This window comes from Roseobacter sp. HKCCD6576-2 (genome assembly GCF_013179285.1).
Taxonomy (GTDB): Bacteria; Pseudomonadota; Alphaproteobacteria; order Rhodobacterales; family Rhodobacteraceae; genus Rhodophyticola; species Rhodophyticola oceani.
Genome location: NZ_WVNW01000002.1, coordinates 115,346 through 132,193 on the forward strand (window position 1 = coordinate 115,346; position 16,848 = coordinate 132,193).

Here is a 16,848-nt window from a genome sequence, read left to right on the forward strand (position 1 = left end):
TCCCGTGGAATCGCTTGGCTCCCTAGTCCTGTTTGCAGGTCGCAGAAGAGCAAAAAAACCGCTAAAAATCAAGGAGTTTGAGGCGGTTTTGCCGATAGATCAAAGCTCTCACGCAGATAGGCGGCCAAATCCCGATGGGTCGTAAACCAGACATCGCCTTTGGCTTTGGCGTGCGCGATCAAACGGTCCAAAATCCAGATCCGTGACCGGTATCCAATGACAAACGGATGCATTACCAATTGGCAGACTCCGCCTTCTTCATAGGCCAGATCGAACTCGTGTCTGAAGATGTCGAACACCGCCTCGGGTGACGTATAGGGCCGGGTCGGTGGGGTGCGATTGAAGAGCAGGTAAGCGGCGTCGTCGCGCACCCAATCGACCGGAATTTCGATCAAACCCGATGGGTCGCAGTCCAGAAGTATCTCGTAACAGTCATCATCGGCCATCATTGAGCTGTCATATTCGAAGCCCAGTTCCGCGGTGAGGGCGGCGGTATGCGGGCTCAAATCCCAATGCGCTGCGCGGTGACCAACAGGTTCGGCGCCGGATAGGTCGGCCAATGTATCTCGGGCACGGATCAACATCTCGCGCTCTTCCGCTGCGCTGAGCGTCCCTGTTTGCTCATGAATCCAGCCATGAACGCCAATCTCATGCCCAGCCTCCGCGATCCGGCGCGGCTCGCTTGGGTCGATCAACCCGGCTACGACCGGCATGAAGAAGCTCGCCGGAACCGCTTCCCGGGCCAGCAGATCCAGAATCCGCGGCACGCCCGCGCGGCGGCCATAGTCGCCCCAATTGAGCCGTCCGATTGCGTGGCCACCCGCGCCCATTTCAAATGTTTCGTGATCGCAATCGAAGGAAAGCGCCACGGCGCAGCGGGCATTGCCTGGCCAGGTCTTGGGCGCCAATCTGCGCCCGGCGCGCACGCGGTTGACCAGACCACGCCACTCCGGCTCAGTCCATTGATATGGCGGGATTTTTGAAAGGTCTCGCATCGATCTCTTATCAGCTGGAGGAGGGAGGTTTTTATACCCTATCTGCTCGGCAATTGGATGCAAGGGCGGGCGGGGATACGGAAATAGCCATTGTAATCTGCCTTTCGCTGACATTAATGTCAGAGAAGCCGGTTTGGATTAGCCTGGATCGGTCGAATGGTTTCTCTGCCCTTGGACGCGCCGTAACGTGACGCGCGCCAGACGGGCAGACGGAAGGTCCTTGAGGACCATAGAGATTGCCCTTTGTAGAAGGGCTTATGAACGGATGGCGCAGACCTTGTCGCGCTGTCGGAGACAAACCGCGATGACGCGCGCGAGACAAACCCTGGCACCGAGAGGCGCGGCATTGGCCCGCCCCTCAACGGTGCGCACGCGCGCCCTCGCCATTTCAGGATATCATGACCGCCAGAGAGCCCGAGGGCTCGGGATGCGGTCATGCGCAAGGATAACATGGCAAAAAAGATGCTTATCGATGCCACCCACGCGGAAGAGACCCGCGTTGTCGTGGCAGACGGAAATAGAGTCGAGGAGTTCGACTTTGAGTCGCTGAACAAGCGGCAACTCGCAGGCAATATTTATCTCGCAAAGGTCACCCGGGTGGAGCCGTCGCTTCAAGCGGCCTTTGTCGATTATGGCGGCAACCGGCACGGGTTTCTGGCCTTTTCGGAAATCCACCCGGACTATTACCAAATCCCGACGGCGGATCGCGAAGCGCTTCTGGCCGAAGAGCGGGAATATGCCGAGGCGATGGCCGCAAGCGAAGAGGAACCGCGCCCGAAACGCAGCCGTGGTCGTCGGCGCCGGAAAAGCACCGATACCAAGGCCGAGGCCACAAAGACCGACGCGGTTACCACCGGCGAGGCCAAAACCCCTTCCGGTATGGATGTGGTCGATCTGGGCGATGAAGAGGTCGTTGCCACCGATCTGACCGATACGTCAGAGGCCAATGCAGGAGAGGCGGCCAAAGCCGAACCTGACACGGCGGCTGAGACACCAGAGGCCGAGGTTGCGGAGGCCGACCCCGCTGACGAAGTTGTTGCAGAGGCAGAAGCGTCTGAAACGGATGAGGCCAATCCTGACACGGCGAAAGACGCATCTGAGCCGGAGGCCGATGACGGCGCTGACGCAGCGGACGAGCCCGATGTAGAAGGCGACACCGAACAAGACGACGCCGAACAAGATGGCACCGAGGATGACGCCCAAGCCGCCGATGACGATGTTGATACGGTCGCAGATGATGACGACCAGGAAGACATCCGCCCGGTACGCAAGCCGCGCCCCCGGAAGTACAAAATCCAGGAAGTCGTGAAGGTTCGCCAGATCCTTCTGGTCCAAGTCGTGAAAGAAGAGCGTGGCAATAAAGGCGCGGCGCTGACCACTTATCTCAGCCTCGCGGGGCGCTATTGCGTGCTGATGCCGAACACCGCGCGGGGCGGCGGGATTTCTCGCAAGATCACCAACGCCGCCGACCGTAAGAAGTTGAAAGAGATCGCCACCGGTCTCGACGTGCCGCAGGGCGCGGGGCTGATCGTGCGGACCGCCGGGGCCAAGCGCACCAAGGCCGAGATCAAGCGCGATTATGAGTATCTGCAGCGGCAATGGGAGCAGGTCCGCGCCCTGACGCTGAAATCCACCGCGCCTGCGCCGATCTATGAGGAAGGCAACCTGATCCACCGCTCGATCCGCGATCTCTATAACCGGGAGATCGACGAGGTGCTGGTCGAAGGTGATGCCGGCTATCGCCAGGCCAAGGACTTCATGAAAATGATCATGCCGTCCCACGCCAAGAACGTGAAGCATTACACCGACCCGATGCCGCTGTTCGCGCGCCACAAGGTCGAGGGCTACTTGGCCGATATGTTCAACCCGGTCGTGCAACTCAAATCCGGCGGCTATATCGTGATCGGTGTGACCGAAGCGCTGGTGGCGATTGATGTGAACTCCGGTCGGGCGACCAAGGAAGGCTCGATCGAGGAGACCGCGACCAAGACCAACTTGGAGGCCGCCGAAGAGGTGGCGCGCCAGTTGCGGTTGCGAGATTTGGCCGGTCTGATCGTGATCGACTTCATCGATATGGATGATCGTCGCAACAACAGCGCGGTCGAAAAACGGATCAAAGAGAAGCTGAAAACCGACCGCGCGCGGATTCAGGTGGGTCGGATTTCGGCCTTTGGCCTGATGGAAATGAGCCGTCAGCGGCTCCGCCCTGGGATGTTGGAAGCGACGACGCAACCGTGCCACGCCTGCCATGGCACCGGGTTGGTCCGCTCAGATGACAGCTTGGCGTTGTCGATCCTGCGACAGTTGGAAGAAGAGGGCACGCGCCGCCGCTCGCGCGAGGTGCTGCTGACCGCGCCGGTGGGGATCGTGAACTTCATCATGAATGCCAAGCGGGAATATCTCGCCGAGATCGAAGCCCGCTATGGCCTTTCGGTCCGGATCGAGGCCGACCCGCATCTGGTGGCACCCGATTACAAGATCGAGAAGTTCAAAACCGCTACGCGGCGGGTGCCCGATGCGGCGCCGATTGTCTCGATGGATGCGGCTTTGATGGATGAGATCGAGGACGACACCGCGAGCGATGAGGCGGAGACGCCGGAGGCCGCGGAGACGGAAGAGAACGGCACCAAGCGGAAACGTCGTCGGCGTCGGGGCGGGCGCGGTCGTCGGAAATCGAACGGCGATGAGGCGCAGACCAACGGCGACGCCGAGGCCGAAGACACCGCCGAAGCCGCAACTGCCCAGGTGGATGCAGAAGAGGCCCCTGCAGCTGAGGCCTCTGACGCGCCGGTCGAAGAGGAGGCCAAGCCAAAACGCCGCCGGTCGCGAGGCGGGCGCGGGCGCAAGAAGGCGACCGAGGCTGATGCATCCGAGGGCGCGGCCGAAGCCCCGGCGGAGGCAGAGCCAGGTGATGCGACCGACTCTGCCGAGCCGGAGACACAGCCGGAACCGGCCCCCGAGCCTGTGCCAGAACCAGCGATGGTGGAGGCCGTGGTTGAGGCACAAGAGGCGGCCCCGGAGCCGGAGCCTGTTGTCGAGGAAGCCGCTGCCGAGCCTCAACCGGCCCCCGAACCACAACCGGAGCCAGAACCGGTTGCCGTGGTGGCGGATGACAGTCCGCCGAAGCCGAAACGTAAGGGCTGGTGGTCAATCGGCTGACCCGCTTACAGACCTGAAAAAAGGGGCGTCCAGAGGGCGCCCTTTAACATTGATGGGAGATGCTTCCGAGCGGATGCCACGCCCGCACGCGCTAGTGGGCACTCCGTTCTGCTCGAAATCGTGTCGCCCAATCGACATTGGTGTGATCGGCCAATTTCGCGACCATCGGTGTCACACCCGAAGCGGCCCTTCGCTCCAAACCAAGCCGGTCCAACAGATCACGCAATGTGCCAATCGGGTCAGCCGAGAGCGCTTCATAGGTGATACGGATCGGATGAATGCCCTCAGCCGTGAACCAGCGGCTCCATCCGTGACAAAGGCCTGAAACCTGTCATATCTCTCTTGAATGGCAGCGGCGTCATACTGTGGCGGCGCTGGTGGCGAGATACGCTCCAATTCTGTTCCGTCTGGTGCCTGATGCCAAAGACCGGTCTGTTCGGCCTTTAGGTATGACACCGCCTGTTCCACTTTATCCATCCGCGTCAGATGGATGAACGCGGCGCGCCCAAATGCGGCCTCAAAACGTGGCAAATCGGTCGTATGACCAGGATGTAGTTGGGCCAGTTTTTGCAGGAAATAATCGACGCTGTGCCGCTGCAATCTGAGGCCAAAGATCGAGGTATTACCGCGCCCTTTTGCACGCACGGCCTCAAAGATTTCGGCGAGCGCCTCTTGTTCGGATGCCGCATCGGTAAGCGTCAGATCGAGAGCCTTCGCCCAATCATCCGCCGAAGGTGTATGGAAATAAGACTCGGGCTTGCCGGAGATACCTGTCGCCGCCAGAAGTTTGCAGAGCAATGTGCTGCCGCTGCGCGGGGAGGTGCAGATCACGTATGAGTCGAATTTCGGCATATCCCATTCATCATCCGGTGATGAGCAAGGCCCATGTTTATCGACGCCGTGTGGCAAGCGGATGACATGCTATCGCAAGGGCAACATCCGCCCTTGCGATTGTTATGCGCGGGTGGCCGCGCCGCTCAGTTTGCTGCGGCGCGCAGCTCCTCCGCCAGGCTCGCCATCGCGTCATAGGGCAGGTAGCCGCGCAGCAGTTGATCGCCCATCACGAAGCTTGGCGTGCCGCTGATCTGCAGCCGCTGCGCCAGGGCGTAGTTCGCCTCCAGCACGCGGTCGATCTCTGGGTCCGACATCCCGGCCAGGATCGCGTCACCGTCAAAGCCAAGCTCGCCTGCCAACCGGCTCAGGCTTTCTTCGCTGACATCCGCACGCATCACCATCAACGCGTCATGGATGTCTTTATAGGCATCATCCCCTTCGATGATCCGGGTTGAGAGAGCGAAGCGCGAAGCCAGCGTCGATTGCTCGCCCAAGATCGGGAATTCTTTGATCACAAGGCGGATATTGCCATCGGTCTCGATCAGTTGCTCAACCTCCGGGAACGCCCGGCGGCAGAAGCCGCAGCGGTAATCGAGAAACTCGACCAAGACGATATCGCCCTCTGGGTTGCCCCCTTCCCAGGCGGTGTCGGAGTTGAACAGGGCATCCGCATTGGCCGCAACGAGATCGAGATCCTGCATCGCCTCGGCCTCGGCCTGACGCTGCTCCAATACCGCAATGGCTTCCATCAGAACTTCGGGGTTTTCTAGCAGATAGGCCCGAACCTCGGCGCGAAACGCGTCGCGCTCAGTGTCGCTCAACGCGTCCAAATCGACGGCAAGGGCAGGGCCAGATAGAGCCAAAACCAGCCCCGTTAGGGCGGCGGTAAGAAAGGATTTCATCGGCGGTTTCTCCGGTTTTGAGCGGCTTCGGCCACCCGTAGCACATCTTGGGCCCGAAGCCAGCCACCCGATCCGGTGGGCAAAAGGCCGCTGGCCCGGGTTGCGTGAATTTCGGCGTCTTCCATTCGACCTAGAACCGCATAACGCTCCGCCGTCACGGTCGAGGCCATGCCGTTATTGCCACTCCGCGCATAGGCGAGTGCCAGATCGCGCAACATTCGCGGGTCGAACGGGTCGCGAGAATAGGCACGCCCGAGCACGTCCAGCGCCTGCGCGTTGCCGCTGCGAGTGTCGGCGGCCAGAAGCGCGCGGCCATACCCAGCCAAGATTAGCGGTTCGCGTGGGGCCAGTTGCACGGCGCGGGCATAAGCTTGGACAGCGGCGCCGAAGTTGCGGGACTCAAACAGGATTTGCCCCTGAAGTTCTTGATAGTAAGGATCGTTCGGCCGCATCTGTAGCAGCCGTCCAACCTCGGAAATGGCGCGGCTGGCATCGGTGCTTTGGTGATAAGCAATCGCCCGGCGCAGCGTCGCGATCTCGCCTTGGTCATTCCGCCCCACCTGGCGCAGGGTCTGGCGCGGCGCGTTTAAAAACCCGCCGAGCTTGCCGGTGATCCGTGCAAACCAATAGCGCGCCTCGGCGTTGCTTTCCGCCCCCGCAGCCGCGCCTGAGCGGCCATTGACGAAGGCCTCGACAGTTCGGATCCGATCGCGGGTCAGGGGATGAGTGCGGATATAAGGGTCTTGCCGCCCGACGGAGAGCGCCTCTTGCCCCCGGAAGATATCCAGCACCGTCAGCATCGCGGCGGGGTCGATCCCCGATTGCACCATGTAGCGCATCCCAGCCTGATCGGCGCTGGCCTCTTCCGCCCTTGTATGCGCAAAAAACCGGCGCGCGGCGGCGGAGGTGGACCCGATCGCCAGACCGGCGCCCACCTCACTATTGCCCGAGGCTGCTCCTGCCGCCAATGCCAAGAGCAGACCCATGCGCGCCGCGCTCCCGGCTGAGCGCGCGGCGGCGGGGCGGCGGGTCAGATGGCCATTGGCGATATGCGCCGCCTCATGGGCCAAGACGGCCTGCAATTCGGCGGGGTCTTGCATGCGCAAAAGCAGGCCGGAATGGATGAAGATATGCCGGGCGTCCGCGACGAAAGCGTTCAGAGAGCGGTCATTCACCACAATGATCCGGGTTGAGGTTGGCAAGCCAGCCGCGCGCAAGATCGGGGCGGCCAGCTCCTGCAACCCGCGTTCGATCTCGGCATCGCGGATGATCGATTGCGCCTGTGCCGCCCAACCCGAGAGGGTCAGGGCCAGCGCTGCGAGCAGCGTCATTAAGCGGCGGCGGGCGGGCATTGACGTCTCCAATCGGGACTGGTTCAACGCGGCCATCATACGGAGGCTTTCATGCGACATTCAAGCCGGGCAGAGGTCGATCCCTTCATCGTGATGGATGTGATGGAAGCGGCCCGTGCCGCCGAAGAGGCGGGGCGTCACATCATCCATATGGAAGTGGGTCAGCCCGGGACTGGCGCACCGCTTGCCGCACGCGCGCGGCTTGCCGCCGAGATGGACGCGGGGCCGCTTGGATACACCGTTGCGCTTGGCCGACCTGATCTGCGCGCGGGCATCGCAGCGCTTTATGACGAATGGTATGGCCTTGATCTCGATCCGGCGCGCGTGGTGGTGACCGCCGGCGCCTCAGGCGCGTTTTTGTTGGCATTTTCCGCGCTTTTTGATGCGGGTGAGAAAGTCGCTTTGGGCGAACCCTGTTACCCGTCTTATCGGCAGATTCTGCGGGCGCTAAGCCTGGAGCCGGTCGGGCTGCAAACCGATCTGGCCAGCCGGTATCAGCCTCTGCCGGCGCAATTGACCGATGATTTGGCTGGGTTGGTTGTGGCCTCGCCCGCTAATCCGACCGGTACGATGCTGGATGCAGACGCGATCAGGGAACTTTCAGAGGCCTGCACTGCACGCGATATCGCTTTGATTTCCGACGAGATTTATCATGGGTTGCAATATGAAGGCCCGGCCGTCTCCGCGCTGGAAATCACCGATCAGGTTTATGTGCTTAATTCGTTTTCGAAGTATTTCTCCATGACCGGCTGGCGGTTGGGCTGGATGGTTGTGCCGCCGGATCATGTCCGCCTGATCGAACGCTTGGCGCAGAATATGTTCATCTGCCCGCCCCATGCGGCCCAAGTTGCCGCCCTCGGTGCGCTTAGCCCGGAGGGCCGTGCCGAGTTGGATGGCCATCGCGCGGTTTATGCTGCGAACCGGGCGCTGATGCTCGACGGGCTGGCCAAGGCGGGCTTTACCAAGACCGCCCCGGCCGACGGCGCATTTTATGTTTACGCAGATGTGTCGGACTGGACCAATGACAGCCGGGCGTTCTGCGCCGAGATGCTGGAGCAAGCCGGTGTGGCGGTGACGCCGGGCCTTGATTTCGATCCGCATCGCGGCCACCAGACGCTCCGCTTTTCCTATGCCCGCTCAACGGGGGACATTGAGGAAAGCATTGCCCGTTTGCAGGCCTTCATGGCGGCTCGGCGTGCTTAACTCGCGGCAGAAGGGCCAGCGGAGTTGGGGCCGCGTCGTGTCAAGAGGCTGCTGATCGTCAGCATCACCGAGCGCAGCGGCAGGCGCCAGATGGCGCGGCTCGGGCAACCAAGTTTGGCATCAATCTCATGGTGGAGATGGTCCGCCGCGATGTCGCCGAGCCAGAACTCCAGCAGCCGATAAGCATTCAAACAGGTCGTGACCTCGTGGACCTGCACCTTTGTGCCTTGCGAGGTCTCCGAAAACCGTAGGGTCGTGACGCTGTCGGGTGCTGCGCCCTCGGTTTGGGTGATCAGCGCTTCAATCACTTCGACCTCCGGGTCGGACCGGACCGAGCGGATCAGATAGCCGCCTTCTATGCGGTCAATCCGGAAATCACCCTCGCGATGACCTTTCCGCGCGGTTTTCACCTCGGCCCAGCCATCCCATCGGACCGGGTCATAGCTCATATGCTCCTGCGTGGTGTCAGGCGTGACGCGGAACAGAGGCCGGATCATGTCTAGCGGTTCGCGGCGGAAGATCGTGCCGCGAAACACAGCCTTGAGGCCCATGATGCGTTCCAGGGCAAGCGCGATGAGACCGAGAACGACGGTCCAGCCGAAATAGCCCGTGATGGCGTAAAAGCCGATCACCTGCCATGTCCCGTCAAACGCGCCGCCCTTGCTGTCCGGTGCAAAAAGGAGGCCGTGCCAATGCGACGTGGCGAGCATGACCGCCGCAACGACTGCGGCGGCCAGATGTTCGACCGGGCAGGTGGGCAGAAGGATGGCAGCGATGCAGGCGAGCGCCAGCGTGATCCCGGCAGCTTCGGCAATGTCCGCTACGAAGTAGAACGGGCTGTAGATCCCGCCGATCAGATTTGAGACCAAAGCGCCAAGCGTCACGATTGCCACGACCAAGAGGATCGTGCGGCGCAGGCGGTACAAACGATAGATCGTCGATTTTGGCATTTTCTGCGTCTGTCTTGCGTCGGGTGGGCATAGGGTTGCGCTCGAAAACGGCGGGGATGTGGCGCGGATGGTGCCAAAACTCGGCCCTTCATGCGCCGCGCCAAAACTGCTAGAGACGTGCCAACCACAATTCGGCGAAAAAGACCGATGATCCGAGCAGTTCTGACCTTTCTAGTGATTTCGATCTTGGGCGCGGCGGCCCAGGCGCAGGAGTTCCGTGCCTTGGCCCGCGTGCTGCCCGAGACGAGCCGCGCGCAAGACACCAGCCGGGGCGGGGCGGAAATGGTTTTGGCCATCACCCAGGCGGTGCCGTTTCGGGTGTTCACCTTGGATGATCCGGCCCGTGTGGTTGTCGATTTCCGCGAAGTTGCTTGGGACGGTCTTGGGCCAGAGTTCGACGCGGCTGACACCATCACATCGGTGGAAACTGGCGGCGCGTTGGAGGCGGGCTGGTCGCGCATGGTTCTCCGCCTTGCAGAGCCGATGCGCGTGACCTTGGCGGCGATGGCCACCGACCCGAGTGATGGCACGGCGCGGGTGCGGATCGGGATGGTGCCGATTGATGCCGAAACCTTCGCCGCCGAGGCCGGTGCGCCGCCGGGGGTGGCCACATTGGTGACGCCGGTTGCAACCGTGCCCGGGCTGGCGCGGCAGGATGGGGCCGAACGTTTGATCGTGGTTCTGGACCCAGGCCATGGTGGCGTTGATCCCGGCGCACAGCGCGATGGCCATGACGAGGCCGATCTGATGCTGATCTTTGCCCGGGAGTTGCGGGAAACACTGGTTCGGTCGGGGAGGTTCGATGTTATCCTGACCCGGGAAAGCGACACATTCGTACCGTTGCCCACGCGGGTCACCATCGCCCGCGCGGCGGGCGCGGATCTGCTCCTCTCGCTCCACGCCGATGCCTTGGCGGAGGGGCGGGCGACCGGCGCGACGGTCTATACCCTGTCGGAAACTGCCTCCGATGAGGCCTCCGCCGCTTTGGCCGAACGTCATGATCGGGCAGATTTGCTGGCTGGCGTCGACCTCAGCGGCAGCGATGATGTGGTGGCCGATGTTCTGATGGACCTGGCGCGGCGCGAAACCGACCCGCGCTCAGACGCGCTGGCCGATGCTTTGGTCGCGGCGATCTCACAAGCCGAGGGCGATCTGCACAGCCGCCCCCGGCTTGAGGCCGGGTTCACCGTGTTGAAAGCGGCGGATATCCCTTCGGTCCTGGTGGAGCTTGGATTTATGTCGGAGCCGAGCGACCTGGCCAATATCCTCGATGCTGACTGGCGGGCGGCGTTCCAAGCCACAATCCGAGATGCGATTTTGGAATGGGCGGTGACGGATGCGGCGGCAGCCGCCCTGCTGCGGCAGTGAGTGCTCAGATCTTAACTGCGAGCCAGACTGATCTGCCCCAGGCTTCCGGGTCCTCGGGCCGGAACCAGTGCACATCGAAGCCATGTGCCGCAAAAAGCGCGCGATAGGCCGCTGGTGTCAAACTGGCGTGATAGACTGGCGAAGCGCCGACTTGGCCAATTGGTTCACCTTCATCATGACCTGTGGTCAGCATAAGCCGCGCGCCTTCGGCGGCATGGGCGGCGAAGATTGGGAACATCGCACGCTGCGCGGCTTTGCTGAGATGGAAAAAACTGTCCCAGGCGAGGATCACATCGAAGGGGCGATCAAGGGCAAGCGTGGTCATATCGGCCAGAATCGCCTCAGCCTCGGGCAGGTTAGCCCGGAAATGATCCAGCATCGCCGCCGCGCCATCGACACCGGTGACCATGCATCCCTGATCTGCAAACCAGCGCGCGATCGGTACCCCAGTGCCGCAGCCCAAATCCAACACCCGTGCGCCCGCCTGACCGGCTAAAGCCTCACACAAGAACGGGACTTCATAGAGCGAGCTGTCGCGCGTCCGGGCCCAATGGTCGGCTTCGCGCTCATAAGCGGGGAGGATGTCTTTGGGTTGCATAGACCGATCATGACGCGCATTTGTGATCGCGAAAAGCCGCTTGTGGCTTTTGACCCGGTACGCATCGGCCCCTATAAGCGGGCAACACTAGACGGCATAGGTTTTCCATGTTCCGATTCATTCTCGGCATTTTTGGCGCAATTTTTAGCTGGCTGACGATCGGCTTGGTGTTTACTGCCTTCTCGATCGGCGCGGTCCTCTACATGTATAGCCGCGACTTGCCGGATCATGAGACGTTGGCGCAATACACGCCCGCCACGATCAGCCGAATCTACTCCGCCGAAGGCGAGATTGTGGACGAATTCGCCCGCGAGCGGCGTTTGTTTGTCGCCGCTGAGGATATCCCAGATCGGGTCTCGCAAGCCTTTGTGAGCGCCGAGGACCGGAATTTCTATGAGCATGAGGGGTACGACCCGCGCGCGATTGGTGCAGCAATTGTTGAGGCCGTGCGCTCGCGAGGTCGCGATGTGCGCGGTGCCTCGACCATTACGCAGCAGGTGATGAAAAACTTCCTGCTTGATGGCAGCCGGACGATTGAGCGGAAGGTGCAAGAGATCATCCTGGCCGCGCGGATCGAGCAGACCCTGACCAAGGATCGGATTCTGGAGCTTTATCTCAACGAGATTTTCTTGGGGCAGAACTCCTACGGCGTCGCTGCCGCTGCGCAGACCTACTTTAACGCCGATCTCTCGGAATTGACCTTGCAGCAAGCGGCCTATCTGGCAGCGCTGCCGCAGGCGCCGTCGAATTTCCACCCGGTGCGGGATTATGAGCGTGCGGTGAACCGGCGCAATTACGTACTGCGTGAAATGTATGAGAACGGCTATATCAGCCGCGAAGAGATGGAGACGGCCCAAGCCACACCGCTGGAAACCGTGCAGGGCGGACATATCGAGCCGTTCCGCGCCGCCGTTCCGCCGCGCAACTATTTCACCGATGAAATCCGTCGTCAGCTCTCGGTCGAGTTCGGCGAAGAGGAGTTCTTCTCGGGTGGCTACGCGGTGCGTGCGACGATGGATGAGAGCCTGCAAGAGGCCGCCGAGGTGGCGCTGCGCCGTGGGCTGGAAAGCTATGACCGTTCGCGCGGCTTGTGGCGGGAACCGCTGGCAGTGATTGACCCGGCGGTTCTGGACGGTGCGGATGAAGAGACCTGGCGCGCGGCTTTGGCCGATGTGGAGTTCCCGCGCGATATCGACGGCTGGCATGCGGCGGTCGTCTTGTCTGTGGGGGAGCGGTCAGCCCGGATCGGGATCGAAGATGTGCCCGAGGATGAGGATGGGCATTTCATCCCCGCCGAGGATGTGACCTGGGCGCGGCCTGTCGATGCCGAAGGCAATCGCGGTTCCAGCGCGCGGGTGGCCGGCGATTTGCTGGATGTGGGCGATGTGATCCATGTCCGTGCCATGAACAGGGACAGCGATGGCAGCTTCATCCGCTGGACACTGCGCCAGATCCCGGAAGTCCAAGGCGGGCTGATGGCGATGGATGTGAATACCGGCCGGGTTTTGGCGATGCAGGGCGGGTTCTCCTACCAGTATTCGGTGTTCAACCGGGCAACCCAGGCGACGCGGCAGCCGGGATCGAGCTTCAAACCCTTTGTCTATGCCGCCGCGTTGGATAGCGGCTATAGCCCCAACACCATCGTCATTGATGCGCCAATTGAGATTGATACGGGCGCGGGCGTTTGGCGACCGACCAATGCATCGAACCAGTTTTACGGGCCCGCGCCGCTTCGCACCGGCATTGTCCGGTCGCGGAACCTGATGACCATTCGTTTGGCGCAAGATGTGGGGATGGAGACCGTCGCGCGCTATTCGGAGCGTTTTGGCGTTTATGACGAGGCGCAGGCGTTTTTGGCCAACTCCCTGGGCAGCCAGGAGACCACGCTCTATCGCATGGTGGCGGCGTATGCGATGTTTGCCAATGGCGGTGAGCGGGTCGAGCCAACACTCGTGGACCGGGTGCAGGACCGCTTCGGTGGCACGGTCTATCGCCATGATCAGCGGCTTTGCCCGGATTGTGAACTGGCCTCGCTCGAGCCGGGCGTGGCCCCGCGGATCGTCTCAAATCGCGAGCGGGTGATCGACCCGATCACCGCCTATCAGGTGACCTCAATGATGCGTGGCGTGGTGCAGCGGGGCACCGCCGCGTCGACAGTGAACCTCCCAGTGCCGATTGCGGGCAAGACCGGAACCACCAATGACGAGCGCGATGCGTGGTTTGTCGGCTATTCCAGCAATATCGTCGCGGGCTGCTATATCGGTTTCGACACGCCGCGCCCGATGGGCGGTGGCAATGGCGGCGGGCGGTTGTGTGGGCCGGTGTTCAACGAGTTCATGCAAGCTGCGGTTGAGGAGTATGGCGGCGGGCCGTTCCGCGTGCCGGAGGGTGGGGTGTTCTATAACATTGACCGCTTCTCGGGTCAGCGTCTGCCGGCGGATGCCAGCGGCGATCATGTGGTGGCCGAGTTGTTCCGCGAAGGCGAAGAGCCGATTTATGGGCTGCTCGCGGTTGTCGATGGTGGCTTTGCCATGGGGTCGAACCTGCCGATGTTTGGGCGCGGCGAAGAGGAGGGCGCAGGCGCGACAGCGGGGCAAACGGTGACGACCTCCACCGGGGATACAGCCCGTGTGCCGACAGGAACCGGGTTTGGCACGCTCAGTTCCGGTGGGCTTTACTGACACCTCTGCCTTGCAGGGGCGAGGTCCCTGGTCTAGATCGGTTGGACACCGACAAGATCATTGACAGGCAGTAAGACCCATGCGGGCCGAGACCCAATCTCATATCGAAAAAGTCCAGAAGTCGCTGGAGCTGCTGGGGCAGCGTTTGGGACTGGAAACGGCCCAGCATCGGCTGGAAGAATTCAACGCGCGTGTGGAAGACCCCGATCTGTGGAATGATCAGGCCGGGGCGCAGAAGCTGATGCGGGATCGGCAAATCTTGGTCGACAAGATCGGCACCTATGAGGCGATCAAAGGTGCGCTTGAAGACAATATCGGCCTGATTGAAATGGGCGAAGAAGAGGGCGATGCGGAGGTCGTGGAAGAGGCCGAAGCCGCCTTGGCCGCGTTGGTGGAGGACGCGGCGGCGAAGGAGTTGGAAGCGCTTCTGGATGGCGAAGCCGACAGCAACGATACCTTCCTTGAGATCAACTCGGGCGCAGGTGGCACGGAGAGTTGTGACTGGGCCTCAATGCTGGCGCGGATGTATGTGCGGTGGGCCGAGAAAAAGGGGTATGAGGTCGAACTGCAATCGACGAGCCCCGGCGAAGAAGCCGGGATTAAGTCGGCCGTCTATAAGATCTCCGGGCACAACGCCTATGGCTGGTTGAAGTCAGAAAGCGGCGTACATCGCTTGGTGCGGATCAGCCCCTATGACAGTGCGGCCCGGCGGCACACATCGTTTAGCTCGGTCTGGGTCTATCCTGTGGTTGATGACAATATCGAGATCGAGGTGAACCCGGCCGATATTCGGATCGATACCTATCGGTCGTCAGGTGCGGGTGGGCAGCACGTGAACACCACCGATTCTGCCGTGCGGATCACCCATAACCCGACCGGGATTGTGGTGACGAGTTCCGAGAAATCGCAGCACCAGAACCGCGATATTGCGATGAAAGCGTTGAAGTCCCGGCTGTATCAGATGGAGCTGGATCGGCGGAACGCCGCGATCACCGAGGCGCACGAGAATAAGGGCGATGCCGGGTGGGGCAATCAGATCCGATCGTATGTGCTGCAGCCTTATCAGATGGTGAAGGATCTGCGGACCGGGTTCGAGACCTCCGATAGTGCCGGGGTTTTGGATGGCGATTTGGACGGGCTGATGGCCGCGACCTTGGCGATGGATGTGTCGGGCAAAAGCCGGGCCGAGGCGCAGGCCGAGTAGCGGCGCGCCGCCTCACGCCCCCTGACGGGAGCCCTCGGACGGCGCGCGTTGCCACGGCGGCGTGGCAGAGGCAGGTTTTGGTTGCGAGAATGGGGCGTCTGATCGCGGAGCAAAGATGCCTCCGGCGGGGATATTTCGGAAGCAGAGAAGCTGGAGGGGCGCAATGTCGGATCTGTTGCGGTTGGACGCGGTGGAGTTGTCGCGGCAGATGGCGGCGCGCGAGGTGAGCGCCGTTGAGCTGATGCGCGCGACGCTGGACCGGATCGCGGCGGTGAACAGTCGGGTCAATGCGATTGTATCGCTTAAGGATCGTGAGGCGCTGATGGGGGAGGCGCGGCTGGCGGATGCGATGCCGCGGACCGGCTGGCTGCATGGGATACCGATGGCGGTGAAGGATTTGGTGGCGGTGAAGGGTGTGTGCTCGACCTTTGGCTCACCCCTATTCGCCAATCATGTGCCGGAGGTGGATGAGGCGCTGGTCACGCGGCTGCGCAAGGCCGGAGCGATCATCATTGGTAAGACGAATGTCCCCGAATTCGGCCTTGGGTCGCATAGCTACAATCCGGTTTTTGGTGTGACGCGGAACCCGTATGATCTCGCGCTGAGTGCGGGCGGCTCTTCGGGCGGGGCCGGGGCAGCCTTGGCCAGCGGTATGCTGGCGCTGGCCGATGGGTCTGACATGATGGGCAGTCTGCGAAATCCGGCGGCATGGAACAATGTCTACGGGTTTCGGCCAACTGTAGGGTTGATGCCGGGCGAGCCGGGGGAGGCGGTGTTTACCAACCGCCTGTCAACGCGCGGACCGATGGCACGCAGCGTGGCGGATATCTCGGCGCTGTTGGAGACATTGACCGATGGGGTGTTTCAGCCGGGTGCGGGACCGGAGACGCCGAGGATTGGGTGGCTTGCGGATTGGGGCGGCGCCTATCCGATGGAGGCGGGCATTCTGCCGCTGGCCGAGGCGGCCTTGGCGGTCATGGCGGATTTGGGTTGGCAGGTGGAGCCGATTGCGCCGCCCTTTGAGGCCCCGGCACTCTGGCGGAGTTGGACCGATCTGCGATCCTTCTCGGTTGCATTGGAGCATGGGGCTGACTGGCGCGACCCGGCGAAACGGGCGCTTCTGAAACCTGAGGTGATTTGGGAGATCGAGCGTGGCTTGGCATTGACGGGCGATCAGATCGAACAAGCCGCGGCGATCCGCCTGGATTGGCTCGCCGCTTTGGACGACGTGTTCAGCCGGTTTGACGCACTGGTTCTACCCTCTGCCCAGTGTTGGCCGTTTCCGGCGGAGTGGCATTGGCCGAAAGAGATCGCGGGCGTCGCGATGAACACCTATCACCGTTGGATGGAGGTCGTGGTGCCGGTCAGTTTGGCCGGTCTGCCATGCCTGAACCTGCCCACTGGATTTGGCGCAAATGGCGCGCCGGGCGGTGTGCAATTGATCGGTGCACGCGGGGCGGATGCGGCGCTGCTTGCGATGGGGGAGCACCATCATCGAGCCACGGACTGGCCCGCGCGGCATCCGCCCGATCTTTGACGGATGCAAATAATTTGACCCAAAGGGTAGGCAGGGGCTTGGCGGGCGCCGAGACCTGCCGCTAG

Annotated in this window: 12 protein-coding genes and 1 pseudogene; 6 read left to right on the plus strand and 7 right to left on the minus strand. The window is 62.1% G+C overall.

Features of this window, described 5'->3' with window-relative positions:
* Positions 1-68: 68 nt before the first annotated feature.
* A complete protein-coding gene (locus GTF44_RS07605; RefSeq protein WP_171560549.1) occupies positions 69-995 on the minus strand; it encodes a polysaccharide deacetylase in 927 nt (308 codons plus the stop codon).
* Positions 996-1,445: 450 nt separating this feature from the next.
* Between GTF44_RS07605 and GTF44_RS07610 the strand changes: the two genes are divergently transcribed.
* Complete coding sequence (locus tag GTF44_RS07610) at positions 1,446-4,154, plus strand: ribonuclease E/G (protein WP_171561037.1); 2,709 nt, start codon at positions 1,446-1,448, stop codon at positions 4,152-4,154.
* A gap of 91 nt (positions 4,155-4,245) precedes the next feature.
* On the opposite strand, the gene GTF44_RS22510 is transcribed toward GTF44_RS07610, so the two are convergent.
* The 4 genes and pseudogenes from GTF44_RS22510 to GTF44_RS07625 all read right to left on the minus strand — a co-directional run bounded on the left by GTF44_RS22510 (position 4,246) and on the right by GTF44_RS07625 (position 7,242).
* A complete protein-coding gene (locus tag GTF44_RS22510; RefSeq protein WP_367383414.1) occupies positions 4,246-4,434 on the minus strand; it encodes a Stf0 family sulfotransferase in 189 nt (62 codons plus the stop codon).
* 119 nt (positions 4,435-4,553) lie between these two features.
* Positions 4,554-5,006: pseudogene (locus GTF44_RS07615) on the minus strand (Stf0 family sulfotransferase); the annotation flags it as partial.
* A 125-nt stretch (positions 5,007-5,131) separates the two neighbouring features.
* The gene (locus tag GTF44_RS07620) at positions 5,132-5,890 is read right to left on the minus strand and encodes a DsbA family protein (protein ID WP_145209548.1); all 759 of its coding nucleotides are present in this window, start codon (positions 5,888-5,890) and stop codon (positions 5,132-5,134) included.
* Positions 5,887-7,242, minus strand: coding sequence for a M48 family metalloprotease (locus GTF44_RS07625; protein ID WP_253261322.1), 1,356 nt, complete (start codon positions 7,240-7,242; stop codon positions 5,887-5,889). Before GTF44_RS07625 ends, GTF44_RS07620 begins: the two co-directional genes overlap by 4 nt.
* Before the next feature lie 51 nt (positions 7,243-7,293).
* Here GTF44_RS07625 and GTF44_RS07630 point away from each other — a divergent pair, with 51 nt between their 5' ends.
* Complete coding sequence (locus tag GTF44_RS07630; protein ID WP_171560551.1) at positions 7,294-8,445, plus strand: aminotransferase class I/II-fold pyridoxal phosphate-dependent enzyme; 1,152 nt, start codon at positions 7,294-7,296, stop codon at positions 8,443-8,445.
* Here the strand turns inward: GTF44_RS07630 and GTF44_RS07635 are convergent.
* Positions 8,442-9,395 (minus strand): hypothetical protein, encoded by a 954-nt coding sequence (locus tag GTF44_RS07635; RefSeq protein ID WP_171560554.1) that lies wholly within the window; start codon positions 9,393-9,395, stop codon positions 8,442-8,444. The genes GTF44_RS07630 and GTF44_RS07635 overlap by 4 nt on opposite strands.
* A 147-nt stretch (positions 9,396-9,542) precedes the next feature.
* Here GTF44_RS07635 and GTF44_RS07640 point away from each other — a divergent pair, with 147 nt between their 5' ends.
* Positions 9,543-10,763, plus strand: coding sequence for an N-acetylmuramoyl-L-alanine amidase (locus GTF44_RS07640; protein WP_171560557.1), 1,221 nt, complete (start codon positions 9,543-9,545; stop codon positions 10,761-10,763).
* A gap of 4 nt (positions 10,764-10,767) precedes the next feature.
* Here the strand turns inward: GTF44_RS07640 and GTF44_RS07645 are convergent, their stop codons facing one another.
* Positions 10,768-11,361: a class I SAM-dependent methyltransferase gene (locus GTF44_RS07645; protein ID WP_171560560.1), complete on the minus strand. Its 594-nt coding sequence runs from the start codon at positions 11,359-11,361 to the stop codon at positions 10,768-10,770.
* Between the two features lie 107 nt (positions 11,362-11,468).
* On the opposite strand from GTF44_RS07645, the gene GTF44_RS07650 reads away from it, so the two are divergent.
* From GTF44_RS07650 to GTF44_RS07660, 3 genes are all read left to right on the plus strand, one after another.
* Positions 11,469-14,042 (plus strand): penicillin-binding protein 1A, encoded by a 2,574-nt coding sequence (locus tag GTF44_RS07650; RefSeq protein WP_171560562.1) that lies wholly within the window; start codon positions 11,469-11,471, stop codon positions 14,040-14,042.
* A 79-nt stretch (positions 14,043-14,121) separates the two neighbouring features.
* On the plus strand, positions 14,122-15,246 hold the full coding sequence (prfB, locus tag GTF44_RS07655) for a peptide chain release factor 2 (RefSeq protein ID WP_145209528.1): 1,125 nt from the start codon (positions 14,122-14,124) through the stop codon (positions 15,244-15,246).
* A 163-nt stretch (positions 15,247-15,409) separates the two neighbouring features.
* Complete coding sequence (locus GTF44_RS07660) at positions 15,410-16,783, plus strand: amidase (RefSeq protein ID WP_171560565.1); 1,374 nt, start codon at positions 15,410-15,412, stop codon at positions 16,781-16,783.
* The last annotated feature ends 65 nt before the right edge of the window (positions 16,784-16,848 follow it).